Raw genomic sequence first — 20,893 nt, 5'->3', positions numbered from 1 at the left:
TCTTTGTGGGGAGGAAAAACAACAGGATTGGTTTTTTCTCTGTTCAAAAGAAAGAGAGCTTTCTCGTTCATGTATATCCTTTTTTTTTGAAACGGAACGGGCGAAGCCGCCAGCCCATTATGCTGTTTTAAAAAAAATTCTTACAGGACAGCAAACCGCCATGTGAAAAGCTTCATTCAACTTATATAGTTTGTCGACAGTCCAGAAGGAGCTGTTCAAAAGAACAGCTCCTTCTCAATTAAATATTTGCATGCGCGCAGGAGTTTCGTTCGGCTAAAACAGGTTCCAGCCTTCTGGTCAGCTGATCAAAAGGAGACGTTCCCAATTGTTCAAAAAGCAGGCCGACAATCTGTCCGGCAATTAGTTCAACCGGAACGCCGACGCTGGTCAGCGGCACTTCGAGTGTGGCCATTTGGGGAATATTATCATAGCCAATGATAGAAATATCCTTTGGGATAATCAAATCGGTTTCCCGGACCGCCCGGATAATACCGGCACTGATATCATAGCTTGCGCCAATTACCGCGGTTGGCCGCGAGGGTCCCTGCAGCATCCGCTTCGTCGCCTGGTAGCCGTCGAACCATTCTAATCCAGCCGAATTAATAAAAGACTGCTGGCGGATCGGCAGGTTAAAATGGTTCATTGCCTTTTGAAAGCCCAGATACTTTTCCTGCTGCCGGGAATCAACAGGGGAAAAGTCGCCGATAAACGAAATAAGCTGATGGCCAAGCTTCTGCAAATACTCAACCGCGAGGAACATTGCCTGCTGATAATTTACATTAATAAATGAAAAACCGCTGCTCTGCCCGGCGCCATAGGAAACAACCGGAAAGGGAGCAGTCAGAGAAGGAGAACTGTTTTCTTCGTCAAAAACGATGGCCCCGTCTACGTGGAATCGTTTGAATAAGTCCAGGGAAGATTCAACCGGGCTGACCGATAGAATCATGGAAAAGCCTCTTTTTTTAATTTCATTGTTTAACTGGGTAACAAGTGTTGAGTGAGCGGCCCGCTCAAGGGTCGGCCATATTAACCCAATTGTCTTCGATTGTTTTGTGACCAGCTGCTTGGCAGCAAAATTCGGTTCGTACCCCATTTCACGCGCGACCAGATGAATTTTTTCCTTTGTTTTCGGCTGGACGAGCGGGCTGTCATTTAATGCTTTTGAAACAGTGGAATAACTGACACCTGCGGCTTTTGCGATATCTTTTATTGTAACGGCCATTCAAATCACCTATTGTATTTTTTCTTCATGGTACAATAAAAAAACGTTGTTATCAATAAAATATTGCATTATTTAACCATATCAATTATTATAATAACAACGTTGTTATTAAGAAAAAGGAGGCAGAACAAGTGAAAGCATTCATGGATGGCCAGTTTTTATTGACAAATAAGACAGCGGTTACATTATATGAGGAATACGCGAAAGACATGCCGATCATTGATTATCACTGCCATTTAAGCCCGAAGGAAATTTATGAAAACAAGCAGTTTGCGAATATAACCGAAGCATGGCTGTATGGAGATCATTACAAATGGCGTTTAATGAGAGCAAACGGGATAGAGGAGGCCTATATTACAGGGAATGCCGATGATTATGAAAAGTTTCTGGCCTGGGCCAAAACGGTTCCAATGACGATCGGCAATCCGCTTTATAACTGGACGCATTTAGAGCTGCAGCGATTCTTTGGAGTAAAAGAGATTTTAAATGAAGAAAGTGCGCCGGCCATCTGGGAAAAAGTAAATGAACAGCTGACAAGCGGTCAGATGGGGGCGCGGGACTTAATCCAAAATTCGAATGTAAAGGTAGTCTGCACAACGGATGACCCTGCAGATTCATTGGGGTACCATCAAAAACTTCTTCAGGAAGGCGATTTTGAAGTGAAAGTCGTGCCGGGATTCCGTCCGGATAAAGGACTTGAAATCAACCGCAGCGGCTTTGCCGGGTGGGTTGGGAAGCTGGCAGAAGCGGCACAGATAACAATCGACAGCTATGATTCATTTTTAGGTGCACTTGAATCAAGAATCGACTTTTTCCATGAAACAGGCGGCCGTGTTTCAGATCATGCGCTTGATCAAGTTATGTTTGCAGAAACAACAAAAGAAGAAGCAGCCGGTATTTTTGCAAAAGCATTAAAAGGTGAACGTGTATCTCTTGAGGAAGAAGCGAAATATAAAACATTCACATTGACATTTCTCGGTGAGCAATATGCAAAGCGCGGCTGGGTGATGCAGTATCATATGCATGCGCACCGGAACAACAATAAATATATGTTTGAACGTCTTGGCCCTGATACAGGCTATGACAGCATGAACGACGAGCCGCTTGCCAAACCGCTTGTCGGCCTGCTGGATGCCCTTAATCATGCGGGGAATTTGCCGAAAACGGTTTTGTATTCATTAAATCCGAAAGACAACTATACAATTGCAAGCGTAACAGGGAGCTTTCAGGGCGGCGGCGTGCCGGGCAAAATCCAGTTTGGAACAGCCTGGTGGTTTAACGACCAAAAAGACGGCATGCTTGATCAAATGAAAGCGCTGGCAAATCTCGGGCTTTTCAGCCAGTTTATCGGCATGCTGACAGATTCACGCAGCTTTTTATCCTACACACGGCATGAATACTTCAGGCGCCTTGTTTGTGACCTGATTGGCTCATGGGTGGAGCAGGGTGAAGTGCCAAATGATATGGACCTGCTTGGCGGGATTGTCAAAGGAATTTGCTACGAGAATGCAGCTGCTTACTTTGATTTTGGACTTCAGGAAGAAGGAGGCGGCGTTCTTGCAGCAGCTAAACCGAATAGCGCACAATAAGCAGCAGGCCTATCCAGAAAAAGTGCTTCAATTTGGAACGGGCAATTTTCTGCGCGCATTTACCGACTGGATGATTCATCGGATGAATAAGGAGGCCGGCTTTAGCGGAAGCGTTGTTGTTGTGCAGTCTACAAAACGCGGGGCGGCTGACGCGATTAACCGGCAGAACGGGTTGTATACTCTTTTCTCGCAGGGGATGCTGGAAGGCCGTCCGGTTCGCCGCCATGAAGTGGTTGAGTCGATCAGCCGGGCAATAAACGTACACGACCAATATGATGAATACATGGCCATTGCAAAAAGCCCGGATTTGCGCTTTGTAGTTTCCAATACCACAGAAACCGGAATTGTGTTTGATGAGCAGGACCGGCTTGACAGCCGGCCGCAAAACAGTTTTCCGGGGAAATTAACGGCCTTATTGTACGAACGCTTTGTTCATTTTAATGGAAATAAAGAAAAGGGGCTTATCATTATCCCGTGTGAATTAATCGAGCAAAATGGCGAGGCTTTAAAAGAAATCATTCTTCGCTATGCAAAAGCATGGGAGCTGGATACCGCATTTAGTGAATGGATAGAAAAAGCGAACACATTCTGCAACAGTCTTGTAGACCGGATTGTCCCCGGTTATCCGAAAGATGAAGCGGAAGAACTGGAAAAAGAGCTTGGATATAGGGATGAACTCATGGTGGCGGGCGAGCACTATCACCTGTGGGCAATTGAAGGGCCGGAATGGCTTAAAGAAGAACTTCCAACGCATCTGGCAGGACTAAATGTGAAAGTTGTCAATGACCTGGCTTCATACCGGCTGAGCAAAGTGTACATTTTAAATGGGGCTCACACCGCGCTGACACCGGTGGCGCTGCTGGCCGGCATTGGCACCGTCAGAGAAACCGTCACGAAGCATGAAACAAAAGCATTTGTAGAAGACCTTATTTTTAAAGAAATCATCCCGGCAAGCGGCCTGCCGGAGGAAGCAGCGGTTTCCTTTGCGAACGAGGTGTTGAGCCGGTTTGCCAACCCGTTTATTCATCACTATGTAAAAAGCATTGCTTTAAATGCAATGCCGAAGTTTAAAACAAGAAATGTGCCCGTTTTAGTTAAGCATGTCGAGAAATTCGGTGAAGTGCCGGAACGGATCGCACTTGCGCTTGCCGCCTGGATTCACGTTTACAAGGAAAGCGAAACGGATGAAGCGCATATTGTTATTTTTTTTCGAGAGCAGTGGAGAGAGTATGATGGAACAGAGAAGTCGCTCCGGCAGATGGTTGAGAATGTACTTGGGTATGAAGCGCTCTGGGATCAAAATTTAAATGATATCCGAGGTTTGACAGAGTCTGTGTTTGATTTTACAGCAGCCATTGAACAGAATGGTGTAATGGAAACGTTAAGCAAAGTAGGTGGCGTCCATGAAAGATACGCTGATCATCAATAGGGGTGACAATGTGGCAGTCGCGCTGCGGGACCTGGAGAAGGGCACGCAAATTCAGCCGGGAATTGAGCTTTTGGAAAAAGTGGGCAGAGGACATAAAATTGCACTTGTCGATATACCGGAGAATAACAACGTTGTTAAATATGGGTTTCCAATCGGCCATGCAACCACATTGATTAAGCAGGGAAGTGTAGTTCATACCCATAATGTGAAAACAAACTTGAGCGACATTCAATCATATTCATTTACCCAAAAATTAAATGAAAACCGATACAAAAAGAAGAATGTAACGTTCAAAGGCTTCAAGCGTGCCAATGGAGATGCCGGCATCCGTAATGAACTCTGGATTGTGCCGACCGTTGGCTGCGTAAACGGCATCGCCGATTTAATGATCCAGCAGTTTAAAAATGAACGGGGCGGAGACATTGCCCCTTTTGAAAATGTGCTTGTTTTAAAGCATAATTACGGATGCTCCCAGCTTGGTGATGACCATGATCAAACAAAGCAGATTTTAGCCGATGCGATCAACCACCCGAATGCGGGAGGAGTGCTTGTACTGGGGCTTGGCTGTGAGAATAACAATATTTATGAACTGCGGGATTCACTCGGTGACTATGATAAAAGCCGTGTCCGCTTTTTGCTTTCTCAGGATGTAGAAAACGAGGTTGAAGCCGGAGTTCAGTGCCTGCATGAGATTTATGAAGCAGCAAAGTATGACAAACGTGAGGATGTGCCGCTTTCTAAGCTGAAAATTGGTTTAAAATGCGGCGGATCGGATGGGTTTTCAGGTATAACGGCTAATCCGCTGCTCGGCCGGTTCTCGGACTTTTTAACTGCGCAGGGCGGGACTACTGTGCTGACGGAAGTGCCGGAAATGTTTGGTGCTGAAACCATTTTGATGGAGCGTGCCGAAAATGAAGAAGTGTTCCAAAAAATTGTCCGGCTGATTAATGAATTTAAACAGTATTTTATGGATCATCAACAGCCGGTTTACGAGAACCCGTCTCCCGGCAATAAAGACGGCGGAATTACCACCCTGGAAGACAAGTCGCTCGGCTGTACGCAGAAAGCGGGAACATCGACAATTGTGGATGTGCTGCCGTACGGCGGGACCCTGAAGAAGCCAGGGCTCAATTTGCTGAGTGCCCCCGGTAATGATCTTGTCGCGTCTTCCGCACTTGCTGCGGCAGGCTGCCAGATGGTGCTTTTTACAACCGGACGGGGTACACCATTCGGGTCATTTGTTCCGACTGTTAAAATTGCCACGAATACACCGCTATACGAAAAAAAACGGCATTGGATCGATTACAATGCCGGTGCCCTGATCGAAGACATATCAGAAGATCTGGTGCTTGAAGACTTTATTCAGTATATTATCCGTGTTGCAAGCGGAGAATGGGTGAACAATGAGAAAAACAATTTCCGCGAGCTCGCTATTTTTAAAACCGGTGTAACGCTTTGATCCGATACTGCTTTAAAAAACGGCGAAGCTGAACTTTCTGAATAGGATTCCCTCCATTTAAAAATACTACTCTTGTGCAGGTAAGCGCACAAAATTTATTTTCTATGGAGGGAAAAGATGGGTATTTTAAGTGGAAATCCAAAGGATGAACCGCTTCATTATGGTGAAGTGTCAGCTGTCTGGGCGGCGTCTCTTGCAGCCAAAGCCATGGCAGCAGCATACAGTACGCTTTTAAATCACGCGGGAGACAAGGATTTAAAAAATCTGATCGAGGAAGCTATCTCGCTTGGACAAGCGGAAATTGAAGGGCTTGATGAAATCTTAAGAGAAAATGGCATTGCGATTCCGCCGGCGCCGCCTGAAAGGCCAAAAGCGAGCCTTGATGAAATTCCGGCAGGCGCCCGCTTTCAGGACCCTGAGATTGCTTCCGCTTTGTCAAAAGATATAGGAATGGGGCTGGTCGCTCACAGCCAGGCCATGGCGCAGTGTATTCGTGAAGATGTCGCTGCTTTATTTGGACAGTTTCATGCTGCGAAAGCCAAAATTGGCTTAAGCAATTTAAAATTATTAAAAGAAAAAGGCTGGCTTGTCGTACCGCCGCTTCATACAACAAACCAGGGAAATGAATAAAATTGGGCAGGACTGCAGAAAAGCAGTCCTGCTTTTTCAGTCTTTTCAACCAGGCCTCTTTGGCGATTGACGCTTTTTAGACTCCTCAGATAAGATAAAAGGGACAGAGGCGGGAGGAGCAGCATGAGTGACGCAACAATTTTAAAAAAAATAGACCGGCAAAAAAGCGAAATGAGTGAGGCTGAGCGGAAAGTGGCCTCCTTTATTTTGAATAATGCCCATCTCGTTCCAAATATGACAACGAAGGATTTATCCGAAAAAGCAGGTGCAAGCGAAGCGACAGTGATTCGATTTTGCAAAACCATCGGAATTGGAAGCTATAAATCTTTTAAGCTGATGCTTGTAAAAGAGCTGTCAAATACCTCTATTGACGTAAATGATTTTTCACTGCTCCAGTCAAAAGATTCGCCGTACGAGTTATTTAATAAAGTGACTCATGTAAACCGCGGAGCACTTGAAGCAGCAGTTTCAGCCCTGGACCGGCGCGAGTTAGATAAGGCGATTGATGTTTTTTTGGAAGCTGACTCGATACTGTTCTACGGAGTAGGCGGTTCAGGAGCGGCGGCAGCTGATGGACATTATAAGTTTGCAAAGCTTGGCTTCCGTACAACAATGACGCCGGATTTTCATTTTATGCTTTCCGTTGCCGCCCATTTAAAAAAAGGCGATGTATTTGTTGGCATTAGTACGTCTGGCAAAACAAAAGACGTATTGGAGCTTGCCCGATTCGCGCAGGTAAGAGGAGCAACAGTAATAGCCATCACTAATGTCGGCAAATCTCCGCTGTACAAAGAAGCGGACATTGTACTCGGCACCCCGATGGTGGAGCATGAAAACCGTATTGGCAGTATTGCTTCTAAAATGGTTCAGATGAATATGATTGATGCGCTTTATGTAGCTGTTTTCCATCGAATTGGTTTGTCTTTAGAAGAGCCCTGCAAGAAGGCAGGCGAAACGGCAGACCGGTTAAAAAGGTAATCGGCCTGTTTTTTTGTATGCGGAAAAGAAACTTTATTTCATTTAATCCAATAAAAAAATTGTTTTTTTATTTCGCAGGCGTATTATAATGAAAGGGTCAAAGGTTTATTTCCTAATTTCCTGGCAGTTGTATAAAATTCTGGTGCCGCTGCGGGTATATTCAGGCTTCAGTAAACTGATCTGAGAAGAAAGAGTGAGAAAGATGCTGAATACAAGCAATCTAATAACCGAATCGAGAAATTGCGCCACTATGCAGCTGGACAATAAGCCGGCTGCTGAATTTTTAGCCGTTATGAATGCGGAAGATGCCAGGGTGGCAGAAGCGGTAAAGCAGGAGCTTTCTGCGATTAGAAAAGTAGTCATTGCAGCAGTGAATACATTCCGGCAAAAAGGCCGGCTTATTTACATTGGAGCGGGAACAAGCGGACGCCTCGGGGTGCTTGATGCAGCAGAATGCATACCGAAATTTGGTGCGCCGTCTGAAATGGTTAAAGGCATGATTGCAGGAGGCCAAAAAGCCGTTTTTTCAGTTGTAGAAGGCACGGGAGACAACGAACTGCTCGCAAAAGCAGACTTAAGCCGGCTGGAAATCGGCCCGAGGGATATGATCATTGGAATTTCAGCAAGCGGCCGCACACCTTATGTTATAACCGGATTGAAGTACGCGAAGCGGCACGGCGCAATGACCGCCGGCATTTCCTGTAACAAGCGGGCAGTTATGAGCCGTTTTGCGGACCTGGCCATTGAAGTGGATGCAGGGCCAGAAGTATTAACCGGAACGACCCCCTTAAAAGCAAGGACTGCACAAAAAATGATCTTAAATATGATCTCTACCGCATCGATGATTGGTATTGGAAAAGTGTATAAAAATCTACTGGCCGATGTGCAGCAGTCGAATGAAAAACTGATTGAACGTTCTAAAAGAATTATTGCTCAAGCGGCGGAAATTGATCCGGCAGCAGCCGAACAGTATTATCAAACAGCAAATGGGCATGTAAAAAAAGCGATTGCCATGGCACTTCTGCAGTGCGATTTGTCAACAGCAGAGAAAAAGCTTGAGCAATCAAGCGGGATTGTAAGGAGCGCATTTTACCAGGGCGGAGTGAACCGGCATGAACAAAGAAAAGCGAATGGCAGTCAGCATCCTGGAGCATGCCGGTGAAAAAGAAAATATCCGTTCCATTACATACTGTATGACCAGGCTGCGGCCGGTTTGTCCCGGGTGATAAAGGTATTTGCTGGAGACCCGGACCTGTTGTGTAAAGCAATGAAATAGTTTTCTTTTTACAAGGAAGGGTATATTTTAGTAAGGGTGAATTCTGCTGGTACAGATATTTCCCGCTATAAAGGAATTCAGACGAATCGCCTGGATACGGCCCGTGACTGCATCCGTTCTGTCGAATTAAGAAAAATGAACGGAATGCCGCCAGTGCCCTTGCATACGGAAGAACGGAACCATAACGGTCGATAATGAGTGCTATTTGCGCTGTGCGGGTGAGCTGCAAATTATCCTTCGCGGCCTGCCGGCTGACGAGAAAGTATACGTTATGCTCCATGTGGGGGAAGAAGATGTACCGCTTTTGACGCATATTGGGCCAGGGCAGTCTTTTTTAATTGAATGGGATGGAGAACTATAGTAGTATTTGCGTGTGCTTTATTTTATAATAAGGACGATGTCTAATTTTAATGATAAAGGAGCTTTCATACCATGGCAGAAAAAACATTTACAATTACTGATGAAACAGGTATCCATGCACGTCCGGCTACAGTGCTTGTTCAAACTGCTTCAAAATTCAGCTCAGATGTAAACCTTGAGTATAATGGCAAAACAGTGAACTTAAAATCAATCATGGGCGTTATGTCTCTTGGTATTCCAAAAGGCGCGTCTATCAAAGTAACGGCTTCCGGCTCCGATGAAGACCAGGCAATTGAAGGCGTAGCTGAAACAATCAAGTCTCAAGGACTTGGCGAGTAATATCGAGAAATCACCGGACAAAGTTCGGTGATTTTTTTTATACGGTTTGGGGAAAAGAACAGTGAGGTGATAACAATGAATATTGAACTTAAGCCCGCCGCGGCTGCGGAATTAAAAAAATACGACTATCAGGAAAATGAGGGCGTACGGATCGAGTCGATTTTTATCGGCAGCTGTTCTATTGCTTCCGAATATCATTTGAAAATTGACCGAAAAAAAGAAGACGATGATTTATTTGTTGTGGAAGGAATTCCGCTGATCATCTCAAAAGAAAGCCAGAACAATTTACATGAACATATTTCACTCGACTTCAATCCAGCAATGGGCTACAAGCTGACCTCGGCCGAAGAAACATACCGTTATAACTTGAAACTGGAAAGAGCCTGAGAAGACCTTCACCTTTGAAGGTCTTTTTTTTGTTTGTCAGATTATGTGACAAAAATCCATACAAACAAGCAGAAAAGTACGAATATATTGTTAGATATTTTTTGGTATTATCCGTTTTTTTCATGTTTTTTATCTTGAAAAGCTTCATTTTAAAAGGAGGGAAGAGAGAAATTCTTTTTTAGTAAGGTCTTCTTACATACCGTGATAAATATTTGAAAAATTATCATTATTTCGCGCGGATAAAAAGATTGCTTCGAAAGCAGAGGCCAATTCGGTTGAATGCGGTTCTCGCTGCAATGGCCGTCAATCATTTTGAAGGGGTGTTTATATGACAGGGATAAAAAAGTTTTGGGGCAGACAAACAATCATCGCAGCCGTTTCAGCTGCCGCACTTGCACTAAGCGGCTGTGCGGCATCAAGTGCTTTAAATGAAGGAGAAGAAAAGCCAGCTGCCGATACAGGAGGAGACACGGTTAAAGTCGGTGTTCTGCATTCATTAAGCGGAACGATGGCAATCAGTGAAGTATCGCTGCGTGATGCAGAATTGATGGCAATCGAAGAGATTAATGCAGACGGCGGTGTTCTTGGCAAGCAGATTGAGCCAATCGTAGAAGATGGTGCCTCGGACTGGCCGACATTTGCAGAAAAAGCGAAAAAGCTTCTTCAAAAAGACGAGGCAGCAGCTGTTTTTGGGGGCTGGACCTCTGCGAGCCGAAAAGCAATGCTGCCGGTATTTGAACAGAATAACGGCCTGCTCTGGTATCCGGTTCAGTACGAAGGAATGGAATCATCGCCGAATATTTTCTACACAGGAGCCACCACAAACCAGCAAATTGTACCGTCTGTAACATGGCTTCTTGAAAACAAAGGAAAATCCTTTTTCTTGATTGGTTCTGACTATGTATTCCCGCGCACAGCGAATAAAGAAATTAAAGCGCAGCTTGAGGCGGAAGGCGGCACACTCGCAGGCGAGGAATATACACCGCTTGGCCACACTGATTACAGCACGCTGATCAGTAAAATCAAAGAGAAAAAACCGGAAGTTATCTATAACACGCTCAATGGCGACAGCAATGTTGCATTTTTTAAGCAGCTGAAGGATGCAGGAATTACAGCGGATGATATTACAGTTCTTTCTGTTAGTATTGCCGAGGAAGAAATTCGCGGCATTGGCACAGATATTTTAACGGGCCATTATGCGGCGTGGAATTATTTCCAAACAACCGACACGCCGGAAAATGAAAAGTTTGTTGCGTCTTACAAAGAAGCGTATGGAGATGACCGCGTAACCGGGGATCCAATTGAAGCAGCCTACAACGCCGTTTACCTGTGGGCGGCAGCTGTTGAAAAAGCCGGGTCTTTTGAAGTTGACGCAGTAAAAGCAGCAGCGGGCGGCATTGAATTTAAAGCGCCGGGTGGAACAGTCACGATTGATGGAGACAACCAGCATACGTACAAAACCGCCCGTATTGGTGAAATTCAAGCGGACGGCCAGTTTAAAGAAGTGTGGAACTCCGGAGAGCCTGTCAAGCCAGATCCATACTTAGAAACGTACCCATGGGCGGAAGGATTAAATTAATCGCTGCAAATAAGGGAGGGGACTTCTCCCTTATTTGTTTTTTAAAAAAGGAGTGAACTGCATGGCAGTCGTTTTCACGCAGCTGTTTAACGGGATTAGTCTTGGATCTATTTTGCTTTTAATTGCCCTTGGACTGGCAATTACATTTGGCCTGATGAATGTGATCAATATGGCTCACGGCGAGTTCATTATGGCCGGCGCGTATACAACATATGTGGTTCAGCAGGCATTTTCACATTATGTTCCGGCGGCGCTGTTTGATTATTATTATATCGCTGCAATTCCGCTCTCATTTTTAATTGGTGCCCTGCTTGGCTTTATTCTTGAAAAAACACTTATTCGTTTTTTGTATCACCGGCCGCTTGACAGCCTGCTGGCCACATGGGGAGTCAGCTTGATTTTACAGCAGGCGGCACGTTCTATCTTCGGTGCGCCAAATGTGGCGGTTACGGCGCCGTCCTGGCTTGACGGCGGATTAACAATCGCAGGAGCAGTTTTTCCTTATAAGCGTTTATTTATTATCGCGCTTGCTGCCGTTTGCATGATTGCTCTTTACTTATACCTTGATAAAACGGCAGCAGGCCGGAAAATGCGTGCAGTTACTTTGAACCGCAGCATGGCGTCAAGCCTGGGGGTTTCAACCAAAAAAGTAGATGCGGCGGCGTTTGCCATCGGCTCGGGACTTGCCGGAATCGCCGGATGTGCACTGACCATTCTGGGACCCATCGGCTCAACCATTGGTATGTACTATATTGTAGATGCATTTATGATCGTTATTTTAGGCGGAATCGGAAGCCTCGTCGGCACCGTGTTTGGTGCGCTGAGTATCGGCATGCTTGGAACAGTGGCCGAGTTCTGGACGGGTGCTTCTATGGCGAAGGTTATCGTGTTTGCGGCGATTATTGCCTTTTTACAATTTAAACCGGCCGGGCTGCTGTCAGCACGCACGCGGTCATTGGAATAGGAGGGAACAAAATGGATAAGAAAAAACTGGGCTATTGGCTTTTTTTTATCGCGCTGTTTTTAGGCCCTCTTTATTTAACTGAATTCCGCCTGGCGCTCCTGGGTAAGTTTTTATGTTTTGCCCTTGTGGCACTCGGCATCTGCCTTATCTGGGGATACACCGGCATTTTAAGCCTCGGGCACGGTGTTTATTTCGGTCTCGGCGCTTATTGTACAGCGATGTATTTAAAGCTTGAAGCAGCGGGCGGAGGTCTTCCGGACTTTATGGAATGGAGCGGCGTAACAGGAATCCCCGCATTTTGGCGGCCATTTGCTAATCCCGCTTTCGCGCTTGGTGCCTCTTTGCTTGTTCCCGCACTGCTTGCAGCAGTGCTCGGGTTTTTAACATTTAAAAACCGAATTAAGGGCGTTTATTTTTCATTGATCAGCCAGGCTGTGGTCGTTGTGTTTGTGACGCTTTTTGTAGCAAAACAGGATTGGACCGGCGGCACAAACGGCCTGACGAACTTCACGACATTTCTCGGATTTTCACTTGCCTCTCCGCTTGTGCAGATCGCCCTTTACTTGATTACCGTTTTGATTCTGGGCGCTTCCTTCGCGCTTGCCGCTGCTCTGACGAAAAGCCGGGCAGGACGGGTATTGTCAGCAGTGCGGGATGGAGAAAACAGGGTGCGCTTTTTAGGGTTTAACCCAACGTCTTATAAAGTGTTTGTTTACAGCCTGTCTGCGGCACTGGCTGGACTGGCCGGAACATTGTTTGTTCTTCAGGTCGGACTTATTTCCCCGGCTATGATGGGAATTATTCCGTCGATTGAAATGGTGCTATGGGTAGCAGTCGGCGGCCGGCATTCATTGATAGGCGCTATTTTAGGAGCTGTTATCGTTAACAGTGCCAAAAGCTTTTTTAGTGAGTCGTATCCTGACATATGGTCAATCTTCCTGGGTCTTCTATTTATTATTGTAGTAATGTTTTTGCCAAACGGTCTTGTAGGAGCAATAGAGTCATGGAAAAAAAGCAGAAAGAAATCCAGGCAAAAAGGAGGAACTGCCGATGCAGCCGATTCTGTCGTGTCGTGATGTGAAAGTTTCGTTTAACGGGTTTCAAGCTCTTCAAGGAGTCGATTTAACGGTTTATCCGCAGGAAGTCCGCTTTTTAATTGGGCCGAATGGAGCCGGAAAAACAACACTGCTTGATGTGATTTGCGGAAAAACAAAAGCAAGCGATGGTGAAGTAGTATACCGGGAAACGGAAAATATCCGCAGGCTGCAGGAGCATCAAATTGTGCATCTGGGCATTACCCGCAAGTTTCAGGCTCCTTCTATTTTCGCCAATTTGACTGTGTGGGAAAACCTGGAGCTTTCACTTAAACAAAAACGCAGCCTCTGGGCAGTAATGCGCGCCAGATTAATAAAAGAAGACAAAGAAAAAATGGAGGCCATGCTCGGCCGCATTGGGCTGGCGCATCAGCGGCATCAGCAGGCGGGAATGCTTGCCCATGGACAAAAGCAGTGGCTTGAAATTGGCATGCAGCTGATGCAGGAGCCGGAGATTTTGCTTCTTGATGAGCCGATTGCCGGAATGAGTGAAACAGAGCGGTATAAAACTGGAGAGCTTATTCATGAAATTTCGCAAAATTGCTCGGTCTTAATTGTAGAGCATGATATGGAATTTGTTCGGAATTTTTCAAAGCAGGTAACCGTTATGCATGAAGGCAGGGTGCTTTGTGAGGGAACAATGGCCGAAATCCAGCAGAATGAGCAGGTGGCGGAAGTATACCTCGGAAGGAGAGAAAGCGCATGCTGACAGTGGAATCAATCCGGGCCGGATACGATGAAAGCATGGTGTTAAATAACGTGTCCATTCAAGCGGAGATAGGAAAAGTAACCGCACTGCTTGGACGCAATGGCGTCGGCAAGTCCACCCTTATCAAGACAATTGCCGGCCTCCTGAAACCGGCTGCGGGATCGGTCGAATGGATGGGAGAGAAAATTCAAAAAAAAGCGCCGGAGCTTCGGGCAAGAAGCGGTATTGCGTATGTGCCGCAGGGAAGAGAAATATTTCCTTCTTTAACAGTGGAAGAAAATCTTTTGCTTGGTCTTGAAGCACTGCCAAGTAAAGAAAGAAAGGGCCTGCCAGACCAGATATTTGAGTGGTTTCCGGTTTTAGGTGAAATGCTGCACCGCAAGGGCGGTGACTTAAGCGGCGGTCAGCAGCAGCAGCTGGCAATTGCAAGAGCCATTGTCGGCAGGCCGAAAATGCTTCTTTTGGATGAGCCGATGGAAGGCATTCAGCCATCGATTGTGCAGCTGATACAGGATGTGATTGTGGACATTGCTTCAACGGGGGAAATGGGCATCATTCTTGTCGAGCACAGCCTTGATCTCGCTTTTGCCTGTGCGGACTACTATTACATTCTGGATCACGGAACAATTGTAAGTGAAGGGATAACGGACAATGTGCACAAAGACATGGTGAAAAAACATCTGGTTGTATAGGGGAAATAAGTAAGAAGGATAAAATCCTTCTTTCAAGCTGTTGACAAACGCTTGCTTTCGGCGTCACTTGCCGTCTGTGAATGCTCATGACCCCAAAAGGTCACTCCGCTTCCCAGCCGGCCGCGTTCCTAGAAAGCCAAACGTTTTCAATCAGCCTGCTTTCTAACTTTGTCTACACTCTCTCTAAGAAGGATAAAATCCTTCTTTTTTTATTGAAAAAACAATTTTCAGAAAAGATTGATTCCTTTTTTGGATAAAACCAGCTATAATGATGTTATAAAATATAACATGAGTGGTGAATTAAGAAGAAAGAAGGGGTCTTTCGTGAAGCTGACAGCACGTGAGCAGGAAAAGTTGATGATTGTAGTGGCGGCGGACCTGGCACGCCGGCGTAAGAACAGAGGCGTCAAGTTAAATTATCCAGAGTCGATCGCGCTTATCACTTACGAAGTAATGGAAGGAGCGCGTGACGGAAAATCGGTTCCGGAACTTATGCAGTTCGGCACGACGATTTTAACAAGGGATGATGTGATGGAAGGCATCCCGGAAATGATTGAAGACATTCAAGTAGAAGCGACATTCCCGGACGGTACAAAGCTTGTAACCGTTCATGATCCGATACGATAAGCAAGGGGGAGCAAAGATGATACCTGGTGAATACAGGCTGCAAAGCAGTGCTGTTGTATGCAACGAAGGAAAAAAAGAAGTAACGGTTTTTGTTACAAACAGAGGCGACCGGCCCGTACAGGTTGGATCTCATTTTCACTTTGCTGAAGTAAATGCATCGCTCGAATTTGACCGGAAGCAGTCATTCGGGATGCGGCTAAATATTCCGGCAGGTACAGCGGTTCGTTTTGAACCAGGCGATGGAAAGCCGGTTGGCCTTGTATCATTTTCCGGAACACGCCATGTCTACGGGCTAAATAACCGCGTGAACGGTGCGCTTGATAAGGAGGAAGATGCATGAGCTTTCATATGCCACGACGCCAGTATGCGGATATGTTCGGGCCGACAACTGGTGACTGTGTCCGCCTGGCAGATACAGAGCTTTTTATCGAAATTGAAAAAGATTACACCGTCTATGGCGACGAGGTGAAATTCGGCGGTGGAAAAGTCATTCGGGACGGCATGGGACAGCATCCGCTTGCCGGACGTGCAGATGCCGCCGATCTTGTGCTGACAAATGCCATTGTGCTGGATTATACAGGCATCTATAAAGCGGATATCGGCATCAAGGATGGAATGATTGCGGCAATTGGAAAAGCCGGAAACCCGCTTTTGATGGACAATGTAGATATTGTCATCGGCGCTTCTACGGAAGTGATTGCGGCAGAAGGAAAAATCGTCACAGCAGGCGGCATTGATGCGCATATTCATTTTATTTGCCCGCAGCAAATTGAAACAGCTCTCGCCTCGGGTATTACAACAATGATTGGCGGCGGGACGGGACCGGCTACCGGTACGAACGCGACAACCTGTACACCGGGTGAATGGAATATTTTCCGCATGCTTGAAGCGGCAGAAGCGTTTCCGATGAATATTGGCTTTCTTGGCAAAGGAAATGCGTCGGGGCTCCAGCCGCTTGAAGAGCAGATTGAGGCAGGCGCCATTGGCTTAAAACTCCATGAGGACTGGGGCACAACGGCCGCGGCGATTGACACGGCTTTGAAAGCAGCCGACAAGCATGACATTCAGGTGGCGATTCATACAGACACGTTAAACGAAGGCGGCTTTGTGGAAGATACTATCGCGGCAATCGGCGGACGGGTCATTCATACATATCATACAGAAGGAGCAGGCGGGGGGCACGCGCCGGATATTATTAAAGCGGCAGGCTATCCAAACATCCTCCCTTCTTCGACAAATCCGACGCGGCCATACACCGTCAACACACTGGATGAGCACCTGGATATGCTGATGGTTTGCCATCACCTTGATCCATCCGTGCCGGAAGATATCGCTTTTGCCGATTCACGAATCCGGAAAGAAACGATTGCAGCAGAAGATATCTTGCATGATATGGGTGTGTTCAGCATGATCAGCTCGGACTCTCAGGCTATGGGCCGGATTGGCGAAGTGATTCTGCGCACCTGGCAGACAGCGGATAAAATGAAAAAGCAGCTTGGAAAAATGAAAGAGGAATCAGGCGAAGGAGACAACTTTCGGGCAAAGCGCTATGTAGCAAAATACACCATTAACCCGGCCATTACCCATGGAATTTCAGAATACGTCGGCTCGGTTGAAAAAGGAAAGCTTGCCGACCTGGTTTTATGGGAGCCTGCTTTCTTTGGAGTGAAGCCCGAGCTTGTTTTAAAAGGCGGGCTGATCGCGCACAGCGTAATGGGAGACCCGAATGCTTCCATTCCAACACCGCAGCCGGCATTGTACCGGCCGATGTTTGCAAGCTTTGGCAAAGCGCTGTACCAGACGTCAATGACATTTATGTCCAGGGCGGCGATCGAGCGCGGTGTTCCTGAAAAGCTGGGGCTCGAGAAAATGATCCGCCCGGTCAGCGGCATCCGCACATTGCAAAAAAGCGATATGAAATACAACGGAGAAACGCCGGACATTAACGTGGACCCGCAAACCTATGAAGTAAAAGTAGACGACGAACTGATTACGTGCGAGCCAGCGGAAACCGTTCCAATGGCACAGCGCTATTTCTTATTTTAAGGTGGGGAAAACATGATTATTGAAAAAGTAATTGGAAATGTTGAAACAGATAATATCCGCGCTCCGCATACAGAACGGGTTTTTCTGGCGAGTGATGAACTGGTCAAGCGGATTCAGCGGGTCAAAACAGACCATGGCCGGGAGCTTGGCATCCGGCTGCGGGAGCCGAAAGATCTGCAAAACGGGGACATTTTATACCGTGATGAAAAAAACATGATCGTTATTAGTGTATTAGCAGACGATGTACTGACGATTATGCCGGAATCCATCGGGCAGATGGGAGACATTGCCCACCAGCTCGGAAACCGCCACCTGCCCGCCCAGTTTGAAGGCGATGAAATGATTGTACAGTATGACTATTTAGTAGAAGAGCTGCTCCAGAAGCTGGAAATCCCATTTCGCCGTGAGGAGCGCCAGGTAAAAAAAGCGTTCCGCCATATCGGGCACAGCCATGATTAATCCGATGCTGTCCTTCATGCAGCTGTGTGATTCCAATTTTCCGTCAGGTGCTTTTTCGCATTCTTTCGGATTGGAGACATACATTTATGAAGGCGCCATCCATGACTCGGCCACCTTTGAGGCCGCCATGCGCATGTATATGACGAACCAAATGGCTTATACAGATGCACTTGCCTGCCGGCTCGCCTATGAAGATATTGAAAGCGGCCGGTTTGATCATTTAAGAGAGCTTGACCATATGCTTTCCGCACTGGCGCTGCCAAAAGAAACGCGGGAAGGAACGCGGCGGATTGGAGAACGAATGGCAAAGCTTTGTGCTGATTTATATAAAAGTCCATTTATTGACACGTACGTTAAACAAATTCGCCAGAAAAAAGTGAACGGCCACCCGTCCATAGTGTTTGCACTGGCGGCACACCATTTGCAGGCGGACAAAAAGGATGCCATTGCCGCGCACCTTTTTTCAGGCGTTCATTCACTTATCCAAAATGCGGTTCGCGCGGTTCCGCTTGGACAAACGGATGGACAGCGGATTCTTCTGGCGCTTCAGCCGTTGATTCAGGAGATTGCGGAACGAACAGAAACGATGACAGAAGAGGAGCTTGGCATGAATATGCCGGGCCTTGAAATTGCCCAGATGCGGCATGAGCAGCTGCCGGTTCGGCTGTTTATGTCGTAACTTATAAAAGGAGCTGAAAAAAATGGAACCAGTACGGATTGGCATCGGCGGCCCGGTTGGCGCTGGCAAAACAATGCTTGTTGAAAAAGTAACGCGTGCAATGAATAATGAATTCAGCATGGCTGTTGTAACGAATGACATTTACACAAAAGAAGACGCGCAGTTTTTAATGAAAAACGGAGTGCTGCCGCAGGACCGGATTATCGGTGTGGAAACAGGCGGATGCCCGCATACAGCCATCCGCGAAGATGCATCCATGAACTTTGCAGCCATTGATGAGTTAAACGAAGCACATCCTGACCTGGATATTATTTTTGTAGAAAGCGGCGGGGATAATCTCGCAGCCACCTTCAGCCCGGAGCTTGTAGACTTTTCAATCTATATTATTGATGTCGCGCAGGGAGAAAAAATTCCGCGTAAAGGCGGACAGGGAATGATAAAGTCAGATCTGTTCATTATTAACAAAACCGATCTGGCGCCTTATGTCGGTGCCAACCTGGATATCATGGCAGAAGACACCAAAAAATCACGGGGGGCGGACAAGCCGTTTTTCTTCACAAACTTAAAAGAAGAAGCCGGGCTTGATGACGTAGTAAAGTGGATTAAAGAAAATGCGCTCCTGATGGGGCTCGAAGCATGAGCATAACCGGCACACTGCGCATGAAAGCGGTCTGCCGGGGCGATAAAACGGTCGTGGCAGATACGTATTTTGACGGAGCGTTTAAAGTGGCACGGCCCATTTATTTTGAAGAAAGTGAACCGACTGTTTACAGCCTGCATGTCGGCGGCGGCTATGTCGGCGGCGACCGCTACCATACAGATGTGGTTCTTGAGCAGGGCGCCAAAATGACTTTGACCACACAGTCAGCAGCGAAGGTCTACAAAACACCGAACGCACCGGTTTTTCAATCGATGAATGTTTCACTCGCACAGGGCAGCGCGTTTATGTATGTGCCCGACCCGCTGATTGCCTATGAACGAGCACGTTTTCAGCAGGAAACCATTATACACATGGAAAAAGGAGCCACGCTGCTTTACAGTGACAGTATGACGCCGGGCTGGTCTGAAAGCGGCCGGCCTTTTCGATACGAATGGATTCGCTCAAAGCTCAAAATTTATGAACAGGGTGTTCTTCAGGCGTATGATCATCTTTTTTTAAAGCCGGATGAGCATGGCTTGTTTTCGTTAATGCAGATGGAAAATTACACGCATGCCGGTTCGCTGTTTATTGTCTCGCCACAGCTTGGGCAAAACTGGCAGGAAGAGCTGGGACCGCTTCTGGAACTATACGATAATCAGGCCCGCATTGGATTTTCCGAATTGAAAAACAGCGGATGCACCATTCGGATTTTAGCCAATGCCTCCCATGTTATCGAGGAGATCATTTTGAAGTGTACCAATTGGCTGCGCGCCAAGCTTGATCAGAAGCCAGTGCTGTTAAGAAAGTATTAAGGGGAGAAGAAAAATGATCCAGGGCGGACTTCTATCGATTTTGTTCCTCGGATTTACACTGGGCATCAAGCATGCAACAGAACCGGATCACGTCATTGCCGTTTCTACAATTGCAAGCCGGACAAAAAAATGGTCCCACTCTTCGCTGGCCGGTGTATTCTGGGGACTTGGACATACGGCAACTCTTTTGGTAATCGGAGTGACAGCCGTGGCGCTTGGCCGCCATATTCCAGAAACTGTAGCTTCACTGCTTGAGTTTTTTGTCGGCGTGATGCTCGTTTATTTGGGCCTAAACGGAATTCGCAAAGCCAGGGCTGACTTTAAAGAAAGAGAACAGCAGCATTTTCATAAAAGGTCATTTGCAATTGGTGTTATTCACGGGCTTGCCGGAAGTGCGGCTATGGTACTGCTGACGGCATCAACAGCTGACACCGGCTTAGAGGCGTTTCAATTTATTCTTATTTTCGGGGCAGGAACAGTTGCAGGGATGTTTCTGTTTACAGCAGTGCTGGGCTTGCCGTTTCTTGTCTCCACCCGTAAGTCGCTCCCTGTTTTTTTTATTCGGCTGACATCGGCCATCAGTATTGTATACGGTCTGTATTATATGGTACAGACAGGCTCAGGATTGATTTCCTGATAAGCAGGCTGCTTTAAAGGGCAGTCTCAGGCTGTTGACAAACGCTTGCTTTCGGCGTCACTTGCCGGCTGTGAATGCTCATGACCCCCAAACGGTCACTCCGCTTCCCAGCCGGCGGCGTTCCTGGAAGAACAAACGTTTTCAATCAGCCTGCTTTCTAACTTTGTCTACATTCTCAAGCCATTCTAGAAAGAAACGGCTTTTTTTCTTATTGGAATACAATCGTTTTGTTTTCGTGAACAATCACGCGGTCTTCTAAATGCCACTTCACCGCACGAGCCAGTAC

The 20,893-nt window shown here is 46.7% G+C and carries 24 protein-coding genes and 1 pseudogene; 23 read left to right on the top strand and 2 right to left on the bottom strand.

Annotation, left to right across the window (positions count from 1 at the left end; translation table 11 throughout):
* Nucleotides 1-238: 238 nt before the first annotated feature.
* Nucleotides 239-1,222: a LacI family DNA-binding transcriptional regulator gene (locus VP98_RS15285; RefSeq protein ID WP_046176275.1), complete on the bottom strand. Its 984-nt coding sequence runs from the start codon at nt 1,220-1,222 to the stop codon at nt 239-241.
* Nucleotides 1,223-1,365: 143 nt separating this feature from the next.
* On the opposite strand from VP98_RS15285, the gene uxaC reads away from it, so the two are divergent.
* The 23 genes and pseudogenes from uxaC to VP98_RS15175 all read left to right on the top strand — a co-directional run bounded on the left by uxaC (nt 1,366) and on the right by VP98_RS15175 (nt 20,607).
* Nucleotides 1,366-2,811, top strand: coding sequence for a glucuronate isomerase (gene uxaC, locus VP98_RS15280; RefSeq protein ID WP_046176354.1), 1,446 nt, complete (start codon nt 1,366-1,368; stop codon nt 2,809-2,811).
* Nucleotides 2,780-4,240 carry a tagaturonate reductase gene (locus VP98_RS15275; protein ID WP_197076610.1) on the top strand — a complete coding sequence of 487 codons (1,461 nt, stop codon included), beginning with the start codon at nt 2,780-2,782 and terminating at the stop codon, nt 4,238-4,240. Before uxaC ends, VP98_RS15275 begins: the two co-directional genes overlap by 32 nt.
* Nucleotides 4,215-5,699: a UxaA family hydrolase gene (locus VP98_RS15270; protein WP_046176273.1), complete on the top strand. Its 1,485-nt coding sequence runs from the start codon at nt 4,215-4,217 to the stop codon at nt 5,697-5,699. Before VP98_RS15275 ends, VP98_RS15270 begins: the two co-directional genes overlap by 26 nt.
* 117 nt (nt 5,700-5,816) lie before the next feature.
* A complete protein-coding gene (locus VP98_RS15265; protein WP_046176272.1) occupies nt 5,817-6,329 on the top strand; it encodes a DUF3231 family protein in 513 nt (170 codons plus the stop codon).
* A 123-nt stretch (nt 6,330-6,452) separates the two neighbouring features.
* A complete protein-coding gene (locus tag VP98_RS15260; protein WP_046176271.1) occupies nt 6,453-7,307 on the top strand; it encodes a MurR/RpiR family transcriptional regulator in 855 nt (284 codons plus the stop codon).
* Nucleotides 7,308-7,509: 202 nt separating this feature from the next.
* Nucleotides 7,510-8,394: pseudogene (murQ, locus tag VP98_RS15255) on the top strand (N-acetylmuramic acid 6-phosphate etherase); the annotation flags it as partial.
* A 25-nt stretch (nt 8,395-8,419) separates the two neighbouring features.
* Complete coding sequence (locus VP98_RS18640) at nt 8,420-8,533, top strand: PTS transporter subunit EIIB (RefSeq protein ID WP_082087952.1); 114 nt, start codon at nt 8,420-8,422, stop codon at nt 8,531-8,533.
* Nucleotides 8,534-8,746: 213 nt separating this feature from the next.
* Complete coding sequence (locus tag VP98_RS18635; protein ID WP_082087951.1) at nt 8,747-8,944, top strand: phospho-sugar glycosidase domain-containing protein; 198 nt, start codon at nt 8,747-8,749, stop codon at nt 8,942-8,944.
* Between the two features lie 71 nt (nt 8,945-9,015).
* Nucleotides 9,016-9,282, top strand: coding sequence for a phosphocarrier protein HPr (locus VP98_RS15245; protein ID WP_046176270.1), 267 nt, complete (start codon nt 9,016-9,018; stop codon nt 9,280-9,282).
* A gap of 75 nt (nt 9,283-9,357) precedes the next feature.
* On the top strand, nt 9,358-9,669 hold the full coding sequence (locus VP98_RS15240) for an iron-sulfur cluster biosynthesis family protein (protein ID WP_046176269.1): 312 nt from the start codon (nt 9,358-9,360) through the stop codon (nt 9,667-9,669).
* Nucleotides 9,670-9,997: 328 nt separating this feature from the next.
* Nucleotides 9,998-11,248 (top strand): urea ABC transporter substrate-binding protein, encoded by a 1,251-nt coding sequence (gene urtA / locus VP98_RS15235; protein ID WP_046176268.1) that lies wholly within the window; start codon nt 9,998-10,000, stop codon nt 11,246-11,248.
* Between the two features lie 61 nt (nt 11,249-11,309).
* A complete protein-coding gene (urtB, locus tag VP98_RS15230; protein WP_046176267.1) occupies nt 11,310-12,212 on the top strand; it encodes an urea ABC transporter permease subunit UrtB in 903 nt (300 codons plus the stop codon).
* A gap of 11 nt (nt 12,213-12,223) precedes the next feature.
* A complete protein-coding gene (gene urtC, locus VP98_RS15225; RefSeq protein WP_046176266.1) occupies nt 12,224-13,288 on the top strand; it encodes an urea ABC transporter permease subunit UrtC in 1,065 nt (354 codons plus the stop codon).
* A complete protein-coding gene (gene urtD / locus VP98_RS15220; protein WP_046176265.1) occupies nt 13,263-14,015 on the top strand; it encodes an urea ABC transporter ATP-binding protein UrtD in 753 nt (250 codons plus the stop codon). Before urtC ends, urtD begins: the two co-directional genes overlap by 26 nt.
* Nucleotides 14,009-14,707, top strand: coding sequence for an urea ABC transporter ATP-binding subunit UrtE (gene urtE / locus VP98_RS15215; RefSeq protein ID WP_046176264.1), 699 nt, complete (start codon nt 14,009-14,011; stop codon nt 14,705-14,707). The genes urtD and urtE overlap by 7 nt, the downstream gene beginning before the upstream one ends.
* Before the next feature lie 324 nt (nt 14,708-15,031).
* Nucleotides 15,032-15,334, top strand: a complete 303-nt coding sequence (locus tag VP98_RS15210) for an urease subunit gamma (RefSeq protein WP_046176263.1) — start codon at nt 15,032-15,034, stop codon at nt 15,332-15,334.
* 16 nt (nt 15,335-15,350) lie between these two features.
* Nucleotides 15,351-15,674 (top strand): urease subunit beta, encoded by a 324-nt coding sequence (locus VP98_RS15205; protein WP_046176262.1) that lies wholly within the window; start codon nt 15,351-15,353, stop codon nt 15,672-15,674.
* Nucleotides 15,671-17,380 (top strand): urease subunit alpha, encoded by a 1,710-nt coding sequence (ureC, locus tag VP98_RS15200; RefSeq protein WP_046176261.1) that lies wholly within the window; start codon nt 15,671-15,673, stop codon nt 17,378-17,380. The genes VP98_RS15205 and ureC overlap by 4 nt, the downstream gene beginning before the upstream one ends.
* Before the next feature lie 12 nt (nt 17,381-17,392).
* Nucleotides 17,393-17,839: an urease accessory protein UreE gene (gene ureE / locus VP98_RS15195; RefSeq protein WP_046176260.1), complete on the top strand. Its 447-nt coding sequence runs from the start codon at nt 17,393-17,395 to the stop codon at nt 17,837-17,839.
* Nucleotides 17,832-18,518 (top strand): urease accessory protein UreF, encoded by a 687-nt coding sequence (locus VP98_RS15190; protein WP_046176259.1) that lies wholly within the window; start codon nt 17,832-17,834, stop codon nt 18,516-18,518. Before ureE ends, VP98_RS15190 begins: the two co-directional genes overlap by 8 nt.
* 22 nt (nt 18,519-18,540) lie before the next feature.
* Entirely contained in the window at nt 18,541-19,158 is a 618-nt protein-coding gene (ureG, locus tag VP98_RS15185; protein ID WP_046176258.1) for an urease accessory protein UreG, read from the top strand.
* Nucleotides 19,155-19,970, top strand: a complete 816-nt coding sequence (locus VP98_RS15180; protein WP_046176257.1) for an urease accessory protein UreD — start codon at nt 19,155-19,157, stop codon at nt 19,968-19,970. The genes ureG and VP98_RS15180 overlap by 4 nt, the downstream gene beginning before the upstream one ends.
* Nucleotides 19,971-19,983: 13 nt before the next feature.
* Complete coding sequence (locus VP98_RS15175) at nt 19,984-20,607, top strand: HoxN/HupN/NixA family nickel/cobalt transporter (protein WP_046176256.1); 624 nt, start codon at nt 19,984-19,986, stop codon at nt 20,605-20,607.
* A 208-nt stretch (nt 20,608-20,815) separates the two neighbouring features.
* Here VP98_RS15175 and VP98_RS19295 read toward each other — a convergent pair.
* Nucleotides 20,816-20,893: hypothetical protein (locus tag VP98_RS19295; RefSeq protein WP_231584198.1), on the bottom strand; the 78-nt coding region annotated here is incomplete at its 5' end.

Origin of the sequence: Domibacillus indicus, from assembly GCF_000970685.1 — a bacterium.
GTDB lineage: Bacteria > Bacillota > Bacilli > Bacillales > Domibacillaceae > Domibacillus > Domibacillus indicus.
The sequence above is the reverse complement of the archived record's forward strand: the minus strand, read 5'-3'. Positions and strand labels throughout refer to the sequence as shown.

Coding starts and splice junctions, on each gene's coding strand:
- urtE (WP_046176264.1), top strand. CDS start 14,009: ATGCTGACAGTGGAATCAATCCGGGCCGGATACGATGAAAGCATGGTG.
- VP98_RS15205 (WP_046176262.1), top strand. CDS start 15,351: ATGATACCTGGTGAATACAGGCTGCAAAGCAGTGCTGTTGTATGCAAC.
- ureG (WP_046176258.1), top strand. CDS start 18,541: ATGGAACCAGTACGGATTGGCATCGGCGGCCCGGTTGGCGCTGGCAAA.
- VP98_RS15175 (WP_046176256.1), top strand. CDS start 19,984: ATGATCCAGGGCGGACTTCTATCGATTTTGTTCCTCGGATTTACACTG.
- VP98_RS15180 (WP_046176257.1), top strand. CDS start 19,155: ATGAGCATAACCGGCACACTGCGCATGAAAGCGGTCTGCCGGGGCGAT.
- urtA (WP_046176268.1), top strand. CDS start 9,998: ATGACAGGGATAAAAAAGTTTTGGGGCAGACAAACAATCATCGCAGCC.
- ureE (WP_046176260.1), top strand. CDS start 17,393: ATGATTATTGAAAAAGTAATTGGAAATGTTGAAACAGATAATATCCGC.
- VP98_RS15270 (WP_046176273.1), top strand. CDS start 4,215: ATGAAAGATACGCTGATCATCAATAGGGGTGACAATGTGGCAGTCGCG.
- VP98_RS15190 (WP_046176259.1), top strand. CDS start 17,832: ATGATTAATCCGATGCTGTCCTTCATGCAGCTGTGTGATTCCAATTTT.
- uxaC (WP_046176354.1), top strand. CDS start 1,366: ATGGATGGCCAGTTTTTATTGACAAATAAGACAGCGGTTACATTATAT.
- urtC (WP_046176266.1), top strand. CDS start 12,224: ATGGATAAGAAAAAACTGGGCTATTGGCTTTTTTTTATCGCGCTGTTT.
- VP98_RS15265 (WP_046176272.1), top strand. CDS start 5,817: ATGGGTATTTTAAGTGGAAATCCAAAGGATGAACCGCTTCATTATGGT.
- VP98_RS18640 (WP_082087952.1), top strand. CDS start 8,420: ATGAACAAAGAAAAGCGAATGGCAGTCAGCATCCTGGAGCATGCCGGT.
- urtB (WP_046176267.1), top strand. CDS start 11,310: ATGGCAGTCGTTTTCACGCAGCTGTTTAACGGGATTAGTCTTGGATCT.
- urtD (WP_046176265.1), top strand. CDS start 13,263: ATGCAGCCGATTCTGTCGTGTCGTGATGTGAAAGTTTCGTTTAACGGG.
- VP98_RS15245 (WP_046176270.1), top strand. CDS start 9,016: ATGGCAGAAAAAACATTTACAATTACTGATGAAACAGGTATCCATGCA.
- VP98_RS15285 (WP_046176275.1), bottom strand. CDS start 1,222: ATGGCCGTTACAATAAAAGATATCGCAAAAGCCGCAGGTGTCAGTTAT.
- VP98_RS15260 (WP_046176271.1), top strand. CDS start 6,453: ATGAGTGACGCAACAATTTTAAAAAAAATAGACCGGCAAAAAAGCGAA.
- VP98_RS15240 (WP_046176269.1), top strand. CDS start 9,358: ATGAATATTGAACTTAAGCCCGCCGCGGCTGCGGAATTAAAAAAATAC.
- ureC (WP_046176261.1), top strand. CDS start 15,671: ATGAGCTTTCATATGCCACGACGCCAGTATGCGGATATGTTCGGGCCG.